The organism is Mesorhizobium sp. M0239 (genome assembly GCF_040321815.1).
Lineage (GTDB): Bacteria > Pseudomonadota > Alphaproteobacteria > Rhizobiales > Rhizobiaceae > Mesorhizobium.
On the sequence record NZ_JAMYSG010000003.1, the window covers coordinates 154,953 to 175,486 of the forward strand.

The 20,534-nt window shown below is 63.2% G+C and carries 14 protein-coding genes; 6 read left to right on the forward strand and 8 right to left on the reverse strand.

The window, feature by feature from the left end:
* Nucleotides 1–26 precede the first annotated feature (26 nt).
* Nucleotides 27–839 carry a helix-turn-helix domain-containing protein gene (locus NKI99_RS03960; RefSeq protein WP_023812827.1) on the forward strand — a complete coding sequence of 271 codons (813 nt, stop codon included), beginning with the start codon at nt 27–29 and terminating at the stop codon, nt 837–839.
* Here the strand turns inward: NKI99_RS03960 and NKI99_RS03965 are convergent, their stop codons facing one another.
* Both NKI99_RS03965 and NKI99_RS03970 read right to left on the reverse strand, forming a co-directional pair.
* On the reverse strand, nt 840–1,817 hold the full coding sequence (locus tag NKI99_RS03965; protein WP_352441290.1) for a DMT family transporter: 978 nt from the start codon (nt 1,815–1,817) through the stop codon (nt 840–842).
* Complete coding sequence (locus NKI99_RS03970; protein ID WP_352609841.1) at nt 1,814–4,120, reverse strand: xanthine dehydrogenase family protein molybdopterin-binding subunit; 2,307 nt, start codon at nt 4,118–4,120, stop codon at nt 1,814–1,816. The genes NKI99_RS03965 and NKI99_RS03970 overlap by 4 nt, the downstream gene beginning before the upstream one ends.
* Before the next feature lie 156 nt (nt 4,121–4,276).
* On the opposite strand from NKI99_RS03970, the gene pepN reads away from it, so the two are divergent.
* From pepN to NKI99_RS03985, 3 genes are all read left to right on the forward strand, one after another.
* On the forward strand, nt 4,277–6,922 hold the full coding sequence (gene pepN, locus NKI99_RS03975) for an aminopeptidase N (protein WP_352609843.1): 2,646 nt from the start codon (nt 4,277–4,279) through the stop codon (nt 6,920–6,922).
* Between the two features lie 175 nt (nt 6,923–7,097).
* Nucleotides 7,098–9,419 carry a PAS domain-containing sensor histidine kinase gene (locus NKI99_RS03980; protein ID WP_352441293.1) on the forward strand — a complete coding sequence of 774 codons (2,322 nt, stop codon included), beginning with the start codon at nt 7,098–7,100 and terminating at the stop codon, nt 9,417–9,419.
* A gap of 108 nt (nt 9,420–9,527) precedes the next feature.
* Nucleotides 9,528–9,788, forward strand: coding sequence for a type II toxin-antitoxin system prevent-host-death family antitoxin (locus tag NKI99_RS03985; RefSeq protein ID WP_023812822.1), 261 nt, complete (start codon nt 9,528–9,530; stop codon nt 9,786–9,788).
* Between the two features lie 485 nt (nt 9,789–10,273).
* Here the strand turns inward: NKI99_RS03985 and NKI99_RS03990 are convergent, their stop codons facing one another.
* The 4 genes from NKI99_RS03990 to NKI99_RS04005 all read right to left on the reverse strand — a co-directional run bounded on the left by NKI99_RS03990 (nt 10,274) and on the right by NKI99_RS04005 (nt 17,298).
* Nucleotides 10,274–13,234 carry a bifunctional [glutamine synthetase] adenylyltransferase/[glutamine synthetase]-adenylyl-L-tyrosine phosphorylase gene (locus NKI99_RS03990; RefSeq protein ID WP_352609845.1) on the reverse strand — a complete coding sequence of 987 codons (2,961 nt, stop codon included), beginning with the start codon at nt 13,232–13,234 and terminating at the stop codon, nt 10,274–10,276.
* The gene (locus tag NKI99_RS03995; protein ID WP_352609846.1) at nt 13,234–14,712 is read right to left on the reverse strand and encodes a sensor histidine kinase; all 1,479 of its coding nucleotides are present in this window, start codon (nt 14,710–14,712) and stop codon (nt 13,234–13,236) included. Before NKI99_RS03995 ends, NKI99_RS03990 begins: the two co-directional genes overlap by 1 nt.
* A gap of 7 nt (nt 14,713–14,719) precedes the next feature.
* Entirely contained in the window at nt 14,720–15,394 is a 675-nt protein-coding gene (locus NKI99_RS04000) for a response regulator transcription factor (protein ID WP_023812818.1), read from the reverse strand.
* A 350-nt stretch (nt 15,395–15,744) separates the two neighbouring features.
* The gene (locus NKI99_RS04005) at nt 15,745–17,298 is read right to left on the reverse strand and encodes a Do family serine endopeptidase (protein WP_352441296.1); all 1,554 of its coding nucleotides are present in this window, start codon (nt 17,296–17,298) and stop codon (nt 15,745–15,747) included.
* 196 nt (nt 17,299–17,494) lie between these two features.
* On the opposite strand from NKI99_RS04005, the gene NKI99_RS04010 reads away from it, so the two are divergent.
* Together NKI99_RS04010 and NKI99_RS04015 are read left to right on the forward strand one after the other, a co-directional pair.
* Nucleotides 17,495–17,764: a CopG family ribbon-helix-helix protein gene (locus tag NKI99_RS04010; protein ID WP_023812816.1), complete on the forward strand. Its 270-nt coding sequence runs from the start codon at nt 17,495–17,497 to the stop codon at nt 17,762–17,764.
* Nucleotides 17,761–18,069, forward strand: a complete 309-nt coding sequence (locus NKI99_RS04015; protein ID WP_128303003.1) for a type II toxin-antitoxin system RelE/ParE family toxin — start codon at nt 17,761–17,763, stop codon at nt 18,067–18,069. The genes NKI99_RS04010 and NKI99_RS04015 overlap by 4 nt, the downstream gene beginning before the upstream one ends.
* Here the strand turns inward: NKI99_RS04015 and NKI99_RS04020 are convergent.
* Together NKI99_RS04020 and NKI99_RS04025 are read right to left on the reverse strand one after the other, a co-directional pair.
* The gene (locus NKI99_RS04020; protein ID WP_352609848.1) at nt 18,066–18,530 is read right to left on the reverse strand and encodes a cytochrome c-type biogenesis protein; all 465 of its coding nucleotides are present in this window, start codon (nt 18,528–18,530) and stop codon (nt 18,066–18,068) included. The genes NKI99_RS04015 and NKI99_RS04020 overlap by 4 nt on opposite strands.
* On the reverse strand, nt 18,527–20,518 hold the full coding sequence (locus tag NKI99_RS04025) for a heme lyase CcmF/NrfE family subunit (protein WP_352609849.1): 1,992 nt from the start codon (nt 20,516–20,518) through the stop codon (nt 18,527–18,529). Before NKI99_RS04025 ends, NKI99_RS04020 begins: the two co-directional genes overlap by 4 nt.
* Nucleotides 20,519–20,534: the final 16 nt, after the last annotated feature.

A 20,534-nucleotide genomic window follows, 5' to 3' on the forward strand; every position in this document is an offset into this window, starting at 1 on the left:
GTCTGCTCTCGACCTAATCATGCCTCATGACAACACCCCAAACGTCCGCCGGCAGCCTCATTCGCGAATGGCGCACCCGCCGCCGCATGTCGCAGCTCGACCTCGCCATGGAGGCCGAGATCTCGCAGCGGCATCTGAGCTTCGTCGAAAGCGGCCGCGCCGCGCCCTCGCGCGACATGGTGCTGCATCTGGCCGAGCAATTGTCGATACCGCTGAGGCAACGCAATCAATTGCTGCTCGCCGCCGGTTTTGCGCCCAGCTTCGGCGAACGCTCCCTGACCGACACGACGCTGGCGCCGGCGATGGCGGCCGTCGAGATCGTCCTCAAAGGCCACGAGCCTTTCCCGGCACTCGCCGTCGACCGCCACTGGAACCTGGTTTCGGCCAATGCCGCCATTGCACCCTTCCTTGACGATGTCAGCGAGGCTTCGCTGCTGACGCCGCCGGTCAACGTGCTTCGCCTCAGCCTGCATCCCGGCGGCATCGCACCGCGCATCGTCAACCTTCAGGAATGGCGAACGCATCTGCTCGAGCGCCTGAAACACCAGAACGACGCGAGCGGTGACCCTGTGCTGGTCGAATTGGAGCGCGAATTGCGCAGTTACCCGTCCGGCTTGAAAGGCAGCCGGCCGGTGTCCGTCGAGCCGAATGCCATCGTGCATCCGCTCAGGCTGGCGCATGGCGATCAGGTGCTATCATTCATCAGCACCATCACGGTGTTCGGCACGCCGCTCGACGTGACGCTTTCGGAATTGGCGATCGAATCGTTTTTCCCCGCCGACGAGCAGACGAGGACGGTGCTGGTTCGGTTGGCGAAGGAGCGAGCCGAGCTGTCGTAATCACCCTTCAGGCAAAGATGCCTTGCGCGTGCGGGTGCGCTCCAGGCCAAGCTGGCGTTCGCGCCAGATGATGAAGATGCCGGCGGCGACGACGATCAGGCCGCCGACAAGCATATGGAGCGTGGCGACGTCGCCGAAGACGAGATAGCCGACGACGACGCCGAGGATCATCGAGGTGTATTCGAACGGCGCCACCACCGAGGCCTCGGCATGGCGATAGGCCGCCGTCATCAGGATCTGACCGAGGCCGCCGCAGAAGCCGGCGGCAACAAGAAGAGCTGCCTGGAGCGGCGTCAGCGCCTGCCAGCCGAATGGCAGCGACAGCAGCGACATGACGCTCGCCGTCACCGAAAACCACAGCACGATGGTCGCTGTGCGCTCGCTTTGCACGAGATTGCGCACCAAGAGCATGGCGACGGCCGAGATCGCCGCCGCGACAAGAGCGGCCATGACGCCAAGCACTTCCTGATCGTCGAGCGCCTCGTCGGAACTCAGCAGCGTCAGTTCCGGCCAGGAGATGATCAGCACGCCGACAAGACCGACCGCGACCGCACTCCAGCGATAGACACGGATGGCCTCGCCGAGGAAGATGGAGCTGAACACCACCACCAGCAGCGGCTGCGCATAGTTCAGCGTGATCGCTTCCGGCAGCGGCAACCGTGTCAACGCAAAAAAGCCGAGCCCCATGGCGCAGACGCCGACCAGGCCGCGGGCGATGTGGTTGAACGGACGCCTGGTGGTGAAGGCAGTGCCGAGTTCTTTCCTGAAAGCCAGGAAGGCGATGATCGGGAAGATGGCGAAAAAAGAGCGGAAGAAGACAATCTGGCCGGCCGGAATCGTGCCTGCGGCTTTGATACAGGTCTGCATGCCGACGAAGACCGCCACCGACACGATCTTGAGCATGATGCCGGTAAGCGTGTCGTGCCCGCCGGCATCATCGCTGGCTGTGGCCGGGGGGCTGCCGGGGCCTGCTGTCACGCTCCCGACGCTTCTCGGATCGCCGCCCAGATACGCGCCGGCGTTGCCGGCATGTCGATGTGCTTGACGCCGTAAGCGCGCCAGAGCGCGTCGGTCACCGCATTGAGTGCCGCCGGCGTCGAGCCGATGGTGCCGGCCTCGCCCGCGCCTTTGATGCCGAGTGCATTGGTGGTCGAAGGCACGTTGCGGGTCTCGAAATGGAAGAACGGGAAATTGTCGGCGCGCGGCATGGCGTAATCCATGAAGCTCGCCGTCAAAAGCTGTCCATCCTCGCCATAGATAGTGTCTTCGGTCAGTGCCTGGCCGATGCCTTGCACGACGCCGCCATGCACCTGGCCGGCGAGCAGGATCGGGTTCACGGTGACGCCGAAATCGTCGACGATGGTGTAGCGGACGATCTCGGTCGCGCCGGTGTCGGGATCGATCTCGACCTCGCAGATATGGGTGCCGTTGGGATAGGTGCATTCGTCCTGCACGAACTCGCCAAAGCCCTTGAGATCGTCTGATGTCTTGGCGGCCTTGGCGATGGCGGAAAAATCGATCGAGCGATCGGTGCCGACGATGCGGGCAACACCATCAGACAGCTCAATGTCGCCGGCAGAAGCCTCCAGTTCGTCGGCTGCGATGCGCTTGATCTTGTTGGCCAGATCCTCGCCCGCGCGGGAAGCCGATACACCCCCCAGCGGAATGGAGCGCGAGCCGCCAGTGCCACCGCCGGCCTTCAGCTCATCGGTATCGCCCTGGCGGACATGAATCTTGTCGATGTCGAGATTGAGCTTTTCCGACAGGAACTGCGCATAGGCGGTGGCGTGTCCCTGCCCGTTGGTCTGGGTGCCGATCTTCAGCGTCACCGTGCCATCGCCATTGAGTTCGACGAAGGCCGGTTCGGAGCCCGGAAAGGCACAGGCCTCGATATAGGTCGCCATGCCGAGGCCGCGGATTTTTCCGCCGGCCTTCGATTGCGCCAGCCGCTCCGGAAACGCTTTCCATTCGGATTGCTCAATGGCGCGCTCCATATGGCCTTCGAATTCACCGGTGTCGTAGAGGCGGCCGGTTTGCGTCCGGTAGGGAAATTGCTCCGGCCGGATGAAGTTGCGGCGGCGGATCTCCTCGACAGGCAGGCCGAGATCGTGGGCGCAGGCATCGACCAGCTTTTCCAGCAGGAAGGCTGCTTCCGGTCGGCCGGCACCGCGATAGGCATCGACCGGGCAGGTGTTGGTGTAGAGGCCGGTCACCGAGACGTCGAGCGCCTGGATATCATAGACACCGGTCGACATGGTGACGCCGATATAGGGGATGAACGGACCGTATTGCGAGATATAGGCGCCGATGTTGGCGAGCAGGTCCACCTTCATGCCGAGAAAGCGGCCGTCCTTGTCCAGCGCCATTTCGGCCGTGACGAAATTGTCGCGCCCTTGCGCGTCGGTCAGGAAGTGTTCCGTGCGGTCGCCGGCCCATTTCACCGGGCGGCCAAGCCGCTTTGCCGCTTCCAGCACCAGCGGATATTCGCGGTAGACGAAGCTCTTCGGCCCGAAACCACCGCCGACATCAGGCGTGATGACGCGCAGCTGGTCTTTCTTGATCTTGAACACGCTGGCCAGGATATACTGCATGGAGTGCACGCCTTGCGACCCGGTGGTCAGCACGAAGCGCTTCTCCTCGACGTTCCATTCGCCGATCGCGGAGCGCGGCTCCATGTAGTTGCACACCAGCCGGTTGTTGACGAACTCGATGCGGGTGACATGGGCGGCCTTGGCGAAAGCCGCTTCGGTCTTTTTCTTGTCGCCCATGTGGTAGCTGAAGGCGCGGTTGGAACCAAGCTCCGGCCAGACCAGCGGCGTGCCTTCGGCAAGTGCATTTGCCGTCCCCGAGGCCGCGTCTTCGCCGTCATAGTCGACATCGATCAGTTCGGCGGCATCCTGCGCCAAGGCTCGGCTGTCGGCGACGACGAAGGCAACGGCATCGCCGACATAGTTGACGCGGTCGCGGCACAGGATCGGGATGTCGCGCGTCGGAGCCTTGGTGCCGTCCGGCTGTTCCTGCATGACGCCGGATTTCAGATCGCCGAGATGGGCAAGATCCTTGCCGGTCAGCACCAGATGGACGCCAGGTGCCGCCTTCGCCGCCTCGGTCGAACCGATGGTGAAGCTGGCCTTGGCGACCGGCGAGCGCAGGACATAGCCATGCAGGACGCCAGCCGGCTGGATGTCGTCGGTATAGCGGCCCTGGCCCTGGATGAAGGCGGCATCCTCGCGCCGCAGCACGGATGCGCCCATGCCGAATTTCGGTGTGACGACGGTCATGGATGCCTCGTGATGATGACAGGAGAAGGAACGCCTGAAATAGGCATTGCCTCAGTTTTGTCGAGGGGCGGTTTCGTGTAAAGAGCGCGGACTTCAAATTTCTTGGACCAGCGGACACAATCCGCCGCCAACGCAATCGACAGGAAAACCCACGGAATGCGCACGGACACCGGCCAGGTCTTCAAACTCGAAGACTATCGCCCCAACGACTACCTCATTCCGAAAACCGACCTTACCTTCCGCCTTTCGCCAGACGCAACGCGTGTCACCGCCGTGCTCACGATAGAGCGTCGTGACGACGTCTCCGTGTCGGCACCGCTGGTGCTCGACGGCGACGGGCTGACCCTCAAGCGCATAGAGATCGACGGCAACAAGGTGAAGCCGGCGGATCTGCTGGCGACGCCCGATCAACTGACCATCCTCAAGCCGCCGGCGGCGCGTCGCTTCCAGTTGCTCATAGAGACCGAGGTGGCGCCGGCCGGCAACGAAGCCCTGATGGGCCTCTACCGCTCGAGCCATGTCTACTGCACGCAATGCGAAGCCGAGGGCTTTCGCCGCATCACCTATTTCCTCGATCGTCCCGACATCCTGTCCGTCTACACGGTGCGCATAGAGGCAATACGTGACGAAGCGCCGCTGCTCCTGTCCAACGGCAACCCGGTCGACAGGGGCGACCTCGGCGACGGCTGGCACTATGCAGTGTGGCACGACCCTTTCCCCAAGCCGTCCTATTTGTTCGCGCTGGTGGCCGGCAATCTCGGCCAGCTTGCGGACAGTTTCGTCACGCTATCGGGCCGCACGATCGAACTCGGCATCTATGTCGAGCCCGGCAAGGAGAACCTGGCCGGCTACGCGATGGATGCTCTGAAGCGGTCGATGAAATGGGACGAGGAGGCGTTCGGCCGCGAATACGATCTCGACGTCTTCAACATCGTCGCCGTGTCCGACTTCAACATGGGCGCGATGGAGAACAAGGGCCTTAACATCTTCAACGACAAATATGTGCTGGCCGACCGGGAGACCGCGACGGACGCCGATTTCGCCAATATCGAGGCGATCATCGCGCATGAGTATTTCCACAATTGGACAGGCAACAGAATCACTTGCCGCGACTGGTTCCAGCTCTGCCTGAAGGAAGGCCTGACGGTTTTCCGCGATCACGAATTCTCTGCCGACCAGCGTTCGCGCGCGGTCAAGCGCATCGCCGAAGTGCGCACCTTGCGCGCCCACCAGTTTCCCGAGGACCAAGGTCCGCTGGCGCATCCGGTGCGGCCGCGCCGCTACCGCGAAATCAACAATTTCTACACGGCGACGGTCTACGAGAAGGGCTCCGAAGTGGTGCGCATGATCCGCACAATTCTCGGTGCCGACGTCTTTCGCGCCGGCATGGACCTCTATTTCGAGCGACACGACGGTGACGCGGCGACGATCGAGGATTTCATCAAGGTGTTCGAGGATGCGTCCGGCCGCGACCTGTCGCAGTTCGCGCTCTGGTATCATCAGGCAGGCACGCCGAACCTGACGATCAGTTCGACGCACAATCCGGCCGCGCAAGAATTCACGCTCGAAATCGAGCAGTCGGTGCCGCCGACACCGTCCGAAAGCCGCAAGCGGCTGATGCACATCCCGCTGGCTTTTGGCCTGATCGGCGCCGGCGGCAAGCCTGTGCCGTATAGCGGCGTCGAAGGCGCCAGCGTCGAGGACGGCGTCATCCATATCCGCAAGCGCCGCCACATGGTGCGGTTTTCAGGCGTCACCGAGCGCCCGGCCGTGTCGCTCAACCGCGGCTTTTCGGCGCCGGTGACATTGTCCGTCGAGCAGAAAGCCGACGACCAGTTCTTTCTCGCCCGCCATGACAGCGACACCTTCTCGCGCTGGCAGGCCTTCAACACATTGCTGACCGATGCACTGATATCAGCCTTCCGCGAGGTCCTCGGCGGCAAGCAGCCGGCCTTTGCACCGCGGCTGATCGAACTCGCCGGCAGCATCGCCGGTGACGAGACGCTGGAGCCGGCCTATCGAGCACTGGCGCTGGCATTGCCCGGCGAAGCCGACATTGCCCGCGACATCGGCAGGAACATCGACCCCGATGCCATCTATGCGGCTCGCGAGGCACTGGCGCTGGCGATCGGCACTGCGAACCGGGACGTTTTTTCGGGCCTCTACCGCAGCCTTGCCGACAGAGAAGCGTTCAGCCTCGACGCGGCGAGCGCCGGACGACGCGCCTTGCGCAACACCTTGCTGGATTATCTGTCGCTGCAGCCGGGTGGAGCAGCACTCGCCGCCGGGCATTTCCAGTCGGCGACCAACATGACCGACCGCGCGGCAGCACTTGCCGTGCTCGCGCATCGTCACCACGGTTCGCCCGAGGCGGTCGAGGCGCTGGCGGCTTTCGAGACGACCTATGGGTCCGACCCGCTGGTCATGGACAAATGGTTCCAGATCCAGGCCAGCGTTCCGGGGCCGCAAACCGTCGACACCGTGAAGGCCCTGACCAACCACCCGGCCTTCTCGATGGGCAATCCGAATCGAGTTCGCTCGCTGATCGGCACCTTCTCCAGCGCCAACCAGACCGGCTTCCATCGTGCTGACGGCGAAGGCTACTGGTTCTTTGCTCAGACTGTGCTCGAGGTTGAAAAGGGCAACCCGCAAGTGGCAGCCAGGCTGGCGACGGCGCTCAGATCGTGGCGTTCGCTCGAACCTTTGCGGCAAGCCAAGGCCAGGGAAGCGCTGCTGTCGATCGCCGGCGCCGAAAACCTATCGGCGGATCTGCGGGATATTGTCGAGCGTACGCTGGCATAAGCGGGCGCCCGGCAAGAGACATTGGGCCGTTTCGGCGTTATTTTAGTCGATTTTTAATCTTTTTTCGCCGGACCACTGGACAAGGCGAATCACCTTTGATTCTTTACTGACGATTCGGATGTGCGGCGTTTGCCGGATCGCCAAGCAGCATAGGCAAATTCGGGGAGTGCCATTTATGGCGAAGGCGGACGCGTGGGGCGCGCCCGGAGGGACGGTTTTTGCGCATCGCGAGACGCGCGGCGACGGTCTTGCCGGGAATACGCGGCTCATCGCCGAACCGGCCTACCGGCGGCTTCTGGCCGCCGAGCCGCTGCTGCGCCGATCAATACCCGCCCTCATCATCACCTTCCTGATCGTCATCGCAGCGCTGCGCGTGCTGTCACTGATGAACGAGCGCGACGATGTCGAGCGCAATGCCAAGGCGATCCTGACGCTGGCGGCGGGCCAGTTGGCCAGTTCGCTCGCCACCACCTCGGAAACGGTGCCCGGCGCCATACAGGATCTGCTGGAGACCACCAGCCGTCAGGGCGCGATGGGCCGCAGCCATGTGCTTGTCATCACCGACAGCGCTTTCAAGATCGTCGCGGTGACGCCGCGCTCGATGCCATGGCAGGGCCATTCGCTGGACGGCCTCGTCGAGGGCGGCCAGCCCTTGTTCATGTTCGGCGATCGTGCCGGCGTCATGGACGTCAACATCGACGGACGGGACTGGTACGCCGCGGTCAGCCTGGCGGATGGCGGAAAGGGCGCATCGGCGGCCCTGGTGCCACAGGACGCGGTTTTCGATGCCTGGCGCAAGACCGTTTCGCTGAACGTCACCCTGTTCGTGCTGACGGCCGGCGTGCTGATCGTCATCCTCTATGCCTATTTCGGCCAGGCCGCGCGTGCGCAGGCGGCCGACCGCATCTACCTCGAAGCGCATCAGCGCATCGACATGGCGCTGGTTCGCGGCCGCTGCGGCCTGTGGGACTGGGACATGGTGCGCGGCAAGATGTACTGGTCGCGCTCGATGTACGACATGCTCGGCTACAAGCCGTGCGAAACGATGCTGTCCTTCGGCGAGGTCGATCAGATCATCCATCCCGAGGACGGCGACCTGTTTGAACTCGCCAACAGAATCGTCGCACGCGAGATCGACCATATCGACCAGGTGTTCCGCATGCGCCATGCCGACGGCCAATGGATCTGGATGCGCGCACGGGCACAGGTCATCGATCCGGAAGCGCCGGAGATCCAGCTGATCGGTATCGCCGTCGACGTCACCGAACAGCGTCATCTGGCGCTGCGTTCCGAGGCTGCCGACCTTCGCCTCAGAACGGCGATCGAGAACATCAACGAATCCTTCGTGCTGTGGGATTCGACGCAGCGCCTGATCATGTGCAATTCCAAATACCAGCAGGACAACGGGCTTTCGGACCGCGACGTGATGCCGGGCACCGCGCGCGCGGCGCTGGAAGAACGCATGCTGGCCTTTGCTTCCGAACGGCGGCTTGCCCACACCAGCGGCCTGCAGGGCGGCGCCACTTTCGAGCGGCAGCTGGCCGATGGCCGCTGGCTGCAGGTCAACGAACTGAAGACCCGGGACGGCGGCATCGTCTCGGTCGGCTCCGACATCACCCAGATCAAGCTGCACCAGGAGAAGCTGGTCGACAGCGAGCGACGGCTGATGGCAACGATCCATGATCTCAGCCTCGCGCGGCGGGCCGAAGAGGAGCGTTCGCGCGAACTGGTCGACCTCAACCGCAAATACATGAAGGAAACCGAACGCGCCGAAGCTGCGAACCGGGCCAAATCCGAATTCCTGGCCAACATGTCGCATGAGTTGCGCACGCCGCTGAACGCCATCATCGGCTTCTCCGAACTGATGGAACAAGGGCTGTTCGGCCCGCTCGGATCGGAGCGCTACGAGGAATATGCCACCGACATCAACAGCAGCGGAAAATATCTGCTGGGCGTCATCAACGACATTCTCGACATGTCCAAGATCGAGGCCGGCCAATTCTCGCTGGACCGGGAAGAGATCGATCTTGGCCCGCTGATCAGCGAAACGGTTCGCGTCGTCTCGCTGCAGGCGGCGCAAAAGGCCATCACCGTGGAAACGCGCATTGCCGATGCGCTGACGCTGGTCGCCGATCGCCGCGCGATCAAGCAGATCGTCATCAACCTTTTGTCCAATGCGGTGAAATTCACCGGCCAGGGCGGCCACATATCGGTCAGGGCCCGCAACACATCTGGCGCGCTGGTGCTGACGATCGAGGACAATGGCTGCGGCATTCCCAAGGAGGCGCTCGGCAAGCTAGGACGGCCCTTCGAGCAGGTGCAGAACCAGTTCTCCAAGAGCCATGCCGGGTCTGGCCTTGGCCTTGCCATCTCACGTTCGCTGGCCGAGCTTCAGGGCGGCGCGCTGAAGATCCGGTCGAGCGAAGGTGTCGGCACGATCGTGTCGGTGCGCATTCCGGTGAAGAGGGCCGTGCCGGCGATCAAGGTTGCAGCGTGAATATTTTATCACCATCCCAGGCCTGATCCCACCTCATGGACGCGAGGTGAAACGCTTTGACAAAGTTATCTATTTTATCCACCTTAGATAAGAAAGGTAGACTTTGTCATGCGAGTGACTTCAACAGAATTCCAGCAGAATGTCGGGCGTTTTCAGGACGCTGCCCAGCGTGCGCCGGTCGCAATCACAAAGAATGGCCGGACCCACACGGTACTCCTGTCGGCGGCGATGTTCGAGGTGTTGGTCAAGGGACGAGTCGCCCGTAACGCGGAAGAACTGGATGATGAGACGCTGAACGCCATCGCCGAAAGCGCCGTACCGAGCGAATATGCCGGGCTCGATGCGATGCTCAAAGACTGGACACCGTGAGCCTGCCCAAACCTATCCCGGGTCTGGTGATTTCCTATTCTTACCTCTGGGTGAGAGAACACGAAAGGGTGCCGAAGAAGGTCGCAAAAACCGACCATGCGCCATTGTCGCCGCGCGCCGGGTCGTGGAGGGCCGTGAAGTCATAACGGTCGTTCCGGTCACACACTCGCCACCGGCTGATCCTGCCGATGCAGTAGAAATACCTGCGCCACTCAAAGCCCATCTCGGCCTCGATGACACGCCGTCATGGATCGTCGTGACCGAAACCAATGACTTCCTCTGGCCGGGTCCCGATCTCAGGCCCATCGCGGGAAGCAAACCGTCCCGATTCGACTATGGTATGCTGCCGCCGCGCTTCTACGCCTATCTGGGGGAGAGAATTTTGCAGGCTCACGCACGCCGCGCGCTCCGGCAGATTCGGCGAACAGAGTAGCTGCATGAGACTGGAAAACACGAAACGTCTTCAATTCCAAGGGACGATCGCTTCACGGTGATCCCGAACGAAACAAAAGATCAAAGTCCTTCCTGACCTTCTGCGACGTCTCCTTGAGGTGTGCTTCCAGCACACCGAAATCCGGCAAGTCGGTCACCGCCAGAAGCAGATCCGAAAGCCCCGGCGGAACGTCGTCGCGCTCGAAGGCTCCGGTGAGGCACAGCCGCGTCATCTGGGTCAGTGCAAGATAGAGCGCGTAGGCATCGCCAAGCTCCTGCCTTATCCCGGCATCGGCGAAGCCCGATGCAAGGCGCGACAGGATCTCGGCGGTGCCGGTGGCGCGGCGCCCGGTCTCGACGTGCCCGGTGATGACGGCCACCTGGGCGATGAATTCCAGATCGATCAATCCTCCGGGAATAAGCTTGATGTCCCAGAGATCGCGCGGCGGCTTTTCCTTCTCGATCATACCCCGCATGTCCGCAGCCTCGGCCATCACCTTGGCGGCGTCGCGCGGCTGTCCAAGCACCGTCGCCACTTCCGCTTCAACCTCGCCGCACAGGCTGGCGTCGCCGGCAATGGCGCGGGCGCGGGCCAGCGCCATGTGTTCCCAGGTCCAAGCTTCCTGGCGCTGGTATTTCTTGAAGGCATCGATATGGGTGGCCACCGGCCCCTTGTTGCCGGACGGCCGCAGGCGCAGGTCGAGTTCGTAGAGCACCCCCTCCGCCGTCGGCGCGGACACCGCCGCGATCAGCCTTTGCGTCATGCGGGTGTAGTAATGCGAAGGCGCCAGCGGCTTGTCGCCGTTGGACTCTTCGGCATCCGGCGCGTGGTCGTAGAGCAGGATCAGGTCGACATCCGATCCGGCAGTCAACTCGCGGCTGCCGAGCTTGCCCATGCCGAGCAGCGAAACCACGCCGCCGGCAATGATGCCGTGGCGTGCCGCGAATTCGGCCGTCACCGCCTTCAACGCAGCCTCGATGGTGAGATCCGCCAGATCGGAAAAGGCGCGGCCGGCCCGCGCCGGATCGATCGAGCCGGCGAGCAGCCGGACACCAATCAGGAATTTCTGCTCGGAGGCAAAAATGCGCAGCCGGTCGAGCACATCCTCGTAAAGTCGGTCGCCCTCGACGAAGGCGGAAAGCCGCGCCGACAGATAGGCGCGGTCCGGTAGTTCGGTGAGCAAGGCCGGGTCGAGCAAACCATCGAAGACATGCGGCCTGCGGGTGATGATCGCCGCCAGCCGGGGGGCGGCCCCCATGATCGTCGCCAGAAGCTTCAGCAGGGCAGGATTGGACTGCAGCAGGGAGAACAGCTGGATGCCAGCCGGCAGGCCGGCGAGAAACTCGTCGAAGCGCATCAGAGCTTCGTCGGCCCGGCGCGTCTGGCCGAAGGCGCGCAGCAGCGCCGGCGTCAGTTCCGTCAGCCGCTCGCGTGCCTCCGCCGACTGGGTGAGGCGATAGCGGCCGAAATGCCAGCCACGGATGACGCGGCAGATGTCGCTTGGCCGCTGAAAGCCGAGCCCGTGCAAGGTCTGCAGCGTATCGGGATCGTCGACATCGCCGGTGAAGACCAGGTTGCCGATGCCGGTCGATAGTTCGGGTGCTGTTTCGAACAGTGCCGCGTAGTGGCGTTCGACCTGCTGCAGCGAGGCACGGAACGCTTGGGAAAAGGCAGAAGCGTCGGCAAAGGCGAGCATGCGGGCGATGCGCTCCAGGCCTTCATCATCTTCCGGCAGTGTGTGCGTCTGCTCGTCGGCAACCATCTGCACGGCATGTTCGACGCGGCGCAGGAACCAGTACTGGCGGGCAAGCGCATCGCGCGCCTCGGTGGTGATCCAGCCGCGGGTCGCAAGCTCACCGAGCATCGGCACGGTCTCGCGGCCACGCAGTTCAGGGAAGCGTCCGCCGGCGATGAGCTGCTGGGTCTGGACGAAGAACTCGATCTCTCGAATGCCGCCGCGGCCAAGCTTAACGTTGTGGCCTTTGACCGCAATCTCGCCATGGCCCTTGTGGGCGTGGATCTGGCGCTTGATCGAATGGACGTCGGCAATCGCCGCGTAGTCCATGTATTTGCGCCAGATATAGGGCTGCAACTCCTTGAGGAAGGCCGCACCCGCGGCCAGATCGCCTGCCACCGGGCGTGCCTTGATCATCGCGGCGCGCTCCCAGTTCTGGCCGCGTGCCTCATAGTAGCGCAATGCCGCCTCGACCGGGATCGCCAGCGGTGTCGAACCGGGGTCTGGGCGCAGTCTCAGATCGGTGCGGAAGACATAACCGTGTTCGGTGCGGTCCTGCAGGATGCGCACCAGGCGGCGCGTCAGCCTCGAAAACAACTCGGTGGCGTCGAGCGGATCGACGACGGCGGGCGCTTCCGGATCGAAGAAAACCACCAGATCGATGTCGGAGGAAAAATTCAGCTCATGCGCGCCGAGCTTGCCCATGCCGAGCAGGATCCAGCCCGACTGTTTCGACGGATTGCCGACATCCGGCAGTTTGAGTTTGCCCTGGCCATGCGCGTCACGCAGCAGGAAGTCGACGGCCGCACGGGTGCAGGCGTCTGCAAGATCGCTCAATCGCCGGACCGTCAGCGCCGTTTCGGCCTCGCCGGCAAGATCGGCCAGCGCGATCAGGAAATGCGCCTCCGCCTTCCACTGGCGCAGCTCCATCATCAGGCCGGATTCCGAGACTGCTTCGGTTAGATGCACCTGGTCGATGGCGGCGCCGATCGCCTTCAGCCGAGCCTCGATCGTCTGCTCGAACAGCCCGTCCAGGATTTGCGGCCGGCGACGTGCGGTATCACGCAGGAACGGCGACAGATCGAAGACGGCGGCAAGGAAATCCTGGCCCTCCCCTTTGCCTGCCAGGAACTTGGCCAGCCGCGTCAGTCCTTCTTCGCGCGCGGCGGAAGCGATCTCGGCCAGTTCCAACCGCGCACGGTCCTTGTCGAGCGGAGCAAGCTTGGCAGCCGGCTTCAGCAGCCATCCAGTCTCCACCCGCTTCGCTGCAGTGCTCATCAGTGATCCTCCCGAGCCGGGAAACTCATGACCACGGATAGTCCAGGATTGCCAGGCAAGAGTTCAAGCCGGCCATTGTGGAACGTCATGACCGCCTTGGCGAGGCTGAGGCCAAGACCGGAACCCGGCTGCGAACGGCTCTTCTCCAGCCGCACGAAACGTTCCGTGGCGCGCGCGCGGTCGCCATCGTCGGGAATGCCGTGTCCATTGTCGGTAACCGACAGGCGAACGTCCGCACCGGCTCGCTCGAGCGTGACGCGCACCGCCGGCTGGGCATTGGCGCCGGTGGAATATTTGATGGCGTTGTCGACGATGTTCGACAGCGCCTGACCGATCAGTTCGCGGTTGCCGTTGACGGACACCGCCTCGCGCGCGTCTGCTTCCAGTGACACGCCTGCCTCTTCCGCCACCGGCTCGTAGAGTTCGACGACATCGCGCACGGCCTCCGCCAGATCGACGCGGTTGGTGTTCTCCGAGGAGTAGCCAGCCTCCAGCCGGGAGATCATCAGGATGGCGTTGAAGGTTTTTATCAACTGGTCTGACTCGGCAATGGTGCCTTCCAGCGCCTGCCGGTAATCGGTGGGCTTTTGCTTGCCCGAAAGCGTCGCTTCGGCCCGATTGCGCAGCCGGGTCAGCGGCGTCTTCAGATCATGCGCGATGTTGTCGGAAACCTGCTTCAGGCCTTCATTCAGCGCGGCGATCCTGGCCAGCATGGCATTGAGATTTTCGGAGAGCCGGTCGAACTCATCGCCAACCCCCGTCACCGGCAGCCTGCCCGACAGATCGCCGCCCATAATGCGGCGGCTGGCTTCCGACACGCTGTCGATGCGCTTCAGCGCGGCGCGGCCGACAAAAAACCAGATCAGCAATCCGCCCAGCCCCATCATGCCGAGCGCCAGCATCAGCGCACGGCGGATGACCGCACGAAACCGCTCCGGCTCGCCAAGGTCGCGGCCGACCAGCATGATCATCTGGTTCGGCAGCCGCAGCACCAGCGCTATGGCGTTGTGGCCCTTTTCGCCCTGCGCCTGCGCATCGTTCTGCTCGGATTGGGTGGTGGTACCCTGCTCGGCGGGAAGGTTGCGCAGGCGCTCGAGCTCTCCCTCGCCAAAGCGCTGATAAGAGAACGGACTGCTGGTCCAGCCTTCGTTCTCGAGAACGCCCGGCTCCAGGCTCTGCACATTGCCGGTCAGGATTTGGCCGTTGGCGTCGGCGATCAGGTAAAGGTTGGCGCCGGGCTGGCGCGAGCGCTGTTCCACCACGCGCACCAGGATCGGCAGGCCACCGCGCTGGTAGGCGCGGGCAAGGCCGAGCACTTCGTCATTGATGGTCTCCTGCGTCTGCGCGGTCAGCATTCGCGCCGACAGCGACGTCATGTAGAAGACGAGCGCCACCGCGCACAGCGCGAAGAGCAGGAAGTAGAGCGCCGAAAGCCGCGCTGCCGTCGTCTTCATGATGGCTGGCACGGAAAGAGCCATGCCGCAGCTAGCCGCTCTTCAGCATATAGCCGGCGCCGCGAACCGTATGCAGGATGGGCTTGTCGAAGCCCTTCTCGATCTTGCCGCGCAGGCGGGAGACATGGACGTCAATGACATTGGTCTGCGGATCGAAATGGTAGTCCCAGACATTTTCCAGCAGCATGGTGCGCGTCACCACCTGGCCGGCATGCCGCATCAGATATTCGAGCAAGCGGAATTCACGCGGCTGCAACGTTATCTCGCGTGACGCACGGCGGACCGAATGCGACAGCCTGTCGAGTTCGAGATCGCCGACGCGGTAGACGGTTTCGGCTTCCTTGGCGCTGGCGCGACGGTTCAGAACCTCAACGCGGGCGAGAAGCTCGGAGAAGGCATAGGGTTTCGTCAGGTAGTCGTCGCCGCCGGCGCGCAGCCCCGTGACCCTATCATCGACTTCGCCGAGCGCCGACAGGATCAGCACTGGCGTTGTGTTGCCCCTGGACCGGAGACCGGCAATGACCGACAGGCCGTCGCGACGCGGCATCATCCGGTCGATCACCATCACGTCGTAGTCGCCGGCGTCGGCGAGCGCAAAGCCGGTTTCGCCGTCACCGGCGACATGAGCGGTGTGACCGGCCTCGGCAAAGGCTTTCTGCAAGTAATCCGCAGCCTCGCGATCGTCTTCTATGACGAGAATCTTCATAGGGCTGTTATACGCGATTTCGCCGGAAGGTTGAGTGGCAGACATCTGCATTGTGGCCTTTGCCAAAGCGCACCGCGATCAAGATTGCCCGAAGCCGTGCGCGATAAAGCTGCTCGCCGCCGATGTCGTTTGCATCGGATCGCGGAAGCGCTTTTGAAAGTGTGCGGCAGCGGACGATGGGAAGCCCGCTGCCGCCGGGGGAAGGCGCGATGACTGACTAACGCGCGCTCCTCCATGCTTTCCCGCACGGCGGCTCGGGGTATTGAAACTGCCGCACTGGAAAAGTCCAACCTGCCGCCGGAACGCCCTCACCCACCTGGAAAGGCCGAGAGAACGCTCCGGGACCGACCTCAGCCTTTGGCGACGGGCAGCGCGACGAACCGATTGGTGTCGTCGCGGGTGATCTGCATCAGCACTGCCTTGCGGCCGGATTTGACTGCTTCGGTCATCGCCTTGGTGACGTCTTCGGTGCCGTTCACTTCGGTCGAATTGACTGACGTGATGACGTCGCCCGGCTGGATGCCGCGATCGGCGGCGTCGCTGTCGGGATCGACATCGGTCACCACCAGTCCCTTGCCGTTTTCAGACTTGGTAACGGTCAGGCCGAGATCGGCCAGCGTGTCGGGCTTGGCCGGGGCGGCGGGCTGCTGCTGATCGACAGAGGCCTGCTTGTCGCTCGAAGGCAGTTTGCCGAGATCGACCTTGACCGTCTGGCTCTTGCCGTCGCGCCACACGGTGACGTCGACCGACTTGCCAGGCGAATAGGCGCCGATCAGCCGGGCCAGTTCCTTCGGCGAAGCGACATCCTTGCCGTCGACCTGGGTGATCACGTCACCGGCCGTGATGCCCGCCTTCTTGCCGGGACCATCGTCCTGGGCACTGGAAACCAGTGCGCCGTTGTTGGACTTCAGACCAAGCGACTCAGCGATGTCGGAGGTGACCGGCTGGATTTCCACACCGAGCCAGCCGCGCTGCACGGAACCGCTCTTCATCAGGTCCTGAACGACCTGCTTGGCGGTCGAAGCGGGAATGTCGAAGGCGATGCCGACGCTGCCGCCTGACGGCGAGAAGATCGCGGTGTTGATGCCGACGACCTGGCCGTTGAGGTTGAAGGTCGGACCGCCAGAATTGCCGCGGTTGACCGATGCGTCGATCTGGATGAAGTCGTCATAAGGGCCAGCGCCGATGTCACGGCCGCGGGCGGAGACGATGCCGGCGGTGACGGTTCCACCAAGGCCGAACGGATTGCCGACGGCCACCACCCAGTCGCCGACGCGAACCTTGGAGTCATCGGCGAAGTCGACATAGGTAAACTTGCCGACGCCGTCGACCTTAAGCACGGCGAGATCGGTGCGCGGGTCGGTGCCGATCAGCTTGGCGTCGAGCTCCTTGCCGTCATGCATCACCACGGTGAAGGCCGAGCCTTCCGAAACGACGTGGTTGTTGGTGACGAGGTAGCCGTCATCCGAGATGAAGAAGCCGGACCCTTGAGCAACCGGCCGCGGCTGGTCGTTGTTGCGGTCGCGGTGGCTGAAGCGCCTGTTGCCGCCACCCTGGCCGTCCTGGTCACCAAAGCCACGGAATTCCTTGAAGAAGCGGCGCAGCTGTGGATTGTTGGGCAGGTTGTTCATGCCATCCTGGTCGTCGGACGGGTCGGAGCCATCATCGGCGGCCGGGCTGATCTTGGCCTTGACCTTGACGCTGACAACGGCGGGAGAAACGCGCTCGACGACATCGGCGAAGCCCGGCACCTGCGGCGCCTCGACGCGCACGGCATCGGCCAGAACAGGGCTGGTTCCGCTGGTCAGCGCGCCAACGCCGATCGCACCGGCCACGGCGACAGATGCGACGGCAGCCATGAGACGCTTGCGGGTGACCGAATATGAATTGGGGGCAATATTCATGGATTTCTTATCCTCTTTCAACGGACGCTGCTTGGTCGGCATCCTCAGGAAAGGAGAATTAGAGCGGCACACATTACAGCGCCATTTCCGACACATGAAACTTTGGTAATGTTTGGGAGTCAGGGGACGTACAATCCCCTTGGCTGCCATGTCCGATGTGCTATCTTGTACACAACTCAGCACAAGGCTTTCATAAATGACAGCAAGCACCACCATGACCATCCGGGTCTCTCCCGAAACCAAGCTGAAGCTGGAGCGGATCGCCACCGACACCCGGCGTAGCAAATCGTTCCTCGCCGCCGAGGCGGTCTCGGCCTACGTCGATCGCGAACTCGATATCATTGAAGGCATCAAACGCGGCATGGAAGATGCGGCGGCTGGCCGTGTCGTGCCTCACGACGATGCGATGGCGGAAATCGACGCAGTCATCGAATCGGCGGAAGCCAGGCGCTTGGGCAAGGCGTGAAGCGGTTCGTCGCCTGGTCGCGAGAAGCGCTGGACGATCTTAAGCAGCAAGTTGCCTTTATCGCTCAGGACAATCCTGCTGCCGCCCGACGCCTGGCGGATCGTATTCATGAAATGGGCCAGGGCCTTGGTGAGATGGCGACGGGCCGCCCAGGCCGAGTGACAGGCACATATGAGAAGCTCATCGACCGCCTGCCCTACATCATTGCCTACGAGTTGCGCCCAATCGCTGGCCGTCAGAGCGTCGTTATCCTGCGCGTCATTCACACGTCGCGAGACTGGCCCTCGGAGGAATGGCCAAGCTAATTGCCTAGTATCTTGTCCAGCGCCGCCTGTTCCTCAGTGGTCAACGCATTGGTCGCCAGCACGCGGCGCGACCGCGCGGTCAGCACGATGAAAACGCCTCCTATCAGCAACAGCAGGACGGGCGTGCCCCATAGCAACGCATTGCGCAGGTCGAAACGCGGCTTCAGCAGCACGAACTCGCCATAGCGCGAAACCACGTAGTCCATGACCTGCTGGTCGGTGTCGCCGGCGACGAGGCGCTGACGCACAAGGACGCGCAAGTCGCGGGCAAGGTCGGCATCGGATTCGTCGATCGACTGGTTCTGGCAGACCATGCAGCGCAAGCCTTCCGACAGCGCCCGCGCCCGCGCCTCCAGCGTCGGATCAGGCAGCACCTCGTCAGGCTTCACCGCCAGGGCCGTGCCGGCAAAGAACAGCGCCAGCAGCAGGACAATGGAGGTCAGCGAAAGCCGCGCGTTCATGGCAGGGTCGCGGATGGCACCGCGCTCGCCTGCTTGCGCCGCCGCGACGGCGCGCCGACGCGCAGGCGCCGGTCCATCAGCGACATCGCCGCGCCCGCCATCATCATCAGGCCGCCGCCCCAGATCAACGTCACCAGCGGCTTCCACCACAGACGGACGACGACGGAACCGTCATTGCCCTCGTCGCCGAGCGAGATGTAGAGCTGCGAGAAACCAATCGTCCTGATGCCCGATTCCGTCGTCGTCATCTGCCGCACCGGATAAAACCGTTTGGCGGAGCTGATTTCGCCAACAGGGCTGCCGCTGACGCCGATCAGTTCGAAGCGGCCGAGATCCTCGCTGTAATTCGGTCCCTGGGCCGGATAAAGCCCGACGAAACGCAGCGTATGGCCGGACAGTTCGACGGTCTCACCGGCATGCATCGACAGGATCTTCTCGGTGCCGAAGCAAAGTGTGCCGACGATGCCGAGCGTGGTCAGGCCGAGGCCAAGGTGAGCGAAGGCGGTGCCGAAGACCGAGCGCGGCAGGCCGAGCAAGCGCCTGACCATGATCCCCGTTGCGGCGGTCCGAAAGCCGGATTTGACGGCGAGGTCGGTGAGCGCGCCAAGGATCAGCCAGACGGCAAGGCCAACGCCCAGGGCTGCGAACACCGAGGCGCCGTCGATGAACAGAACGGTGACCAGCGTCGCCAGCAGCGCCGCTGCAAAGGCCACCATAAGGCGCTGCGCGACGGCGAAGACATCGCCGCGCTTCCAGGCCAGCAAAGGCCCGAACGGAACCACGAGCAGCAGCGGCACCATCAGCGGTCCGAAGGTGAGATTGAAGAACGGCGCGCCGACCGAGATCTTGTCGGCTGAGAAGGCTTCGACGGCGAGCGGGTAGAGTGTGCCGACGAGGACGGTCGCCGTCGCCGTCGTCAGGAACAGATTGTTGAGGACCAGCGCCCCTTCTCGGGAAATCGGTTGGAACAGGCCGCCGGTCGTCAGCCGGGAAGCGCGCAGCGCAAACAGCGCCAGCGAGCCGCCGATAAACAGCGTCAGGATGCACAGGATAAACACGCCCCGGGTCGGATCGGTGGCAAAGGCGTGCACGGAGGTCAAGACGCCTGAACGCACGAGGAAGGTGCCGAGCAGCGACAGCGAAAAGGTCAGGATGGCGAGCAGCAGCGTCCAGATCTTCAGCGCCGAGCGCTTTTCCATGACGATGGCCGAATGGAGCAGCGCGGTCCCCGCCAGCCACGGCATAAAGGAGGCGTTCTCGACCGGATCCCAGAACCAGAAACCGCCCCAACCGAGTTCGTAGTAGGCCCAGTACGATCCCATGGCGATGCCGCCGGTCAGGAACATCCAGGCGACCAGCGTCCACGGCCGCACCCAGCGCGCCCAGGACGCGTCGATGCGGCCTTCGATGAGAGCGGCAACCGAGAAGGAAAAACAGATCGAGAAGCCGACATAGCCGAGATAGAGGAAAGGCGGGTGGATGGCGAGGCCGAGATCCTGCAGGATCGGGTTGAGATCGCGGCCTTCGATCGGCGCCGGATTGAGCCGGATGAACGGATTGGACGTCGCCAGGATGAACAGGAAGAAGGCGGCGCCGATGGCGCCTTGCACCGCTAGCACATTGGCGCGCAGCGTCGCCGGCAGGTTGGAGCCGAAAGCGGCGACGAGCGCGCCGAAAAAGGTCAGGATCAACACCCAAAGCAGCATCGAGCCTTCATGATTGCCCCAGGTTCCGGTGATCTTGTAGATCAACGGCTGTAAGGAATGCGAGTTTTCCCACACGCTTGCCACCGAGAAATCGGAGCTTGCATAGGCACTCGCCAACGCTGCGAAGGACAGCGCCGTCAAGGCAAAGCCGGTCACTGCGACCGGACCGCCGACGGCCATGAGGCGCTGGTTGTTCAGGCGCGCGCCAAACAGCGGCACCACCGTCTGCACTAGCGAAAGCGCAAACGCCAGGACGAGGGCGAAATGGCCCGTTTCAACCATGTCCGTGATCCATTGT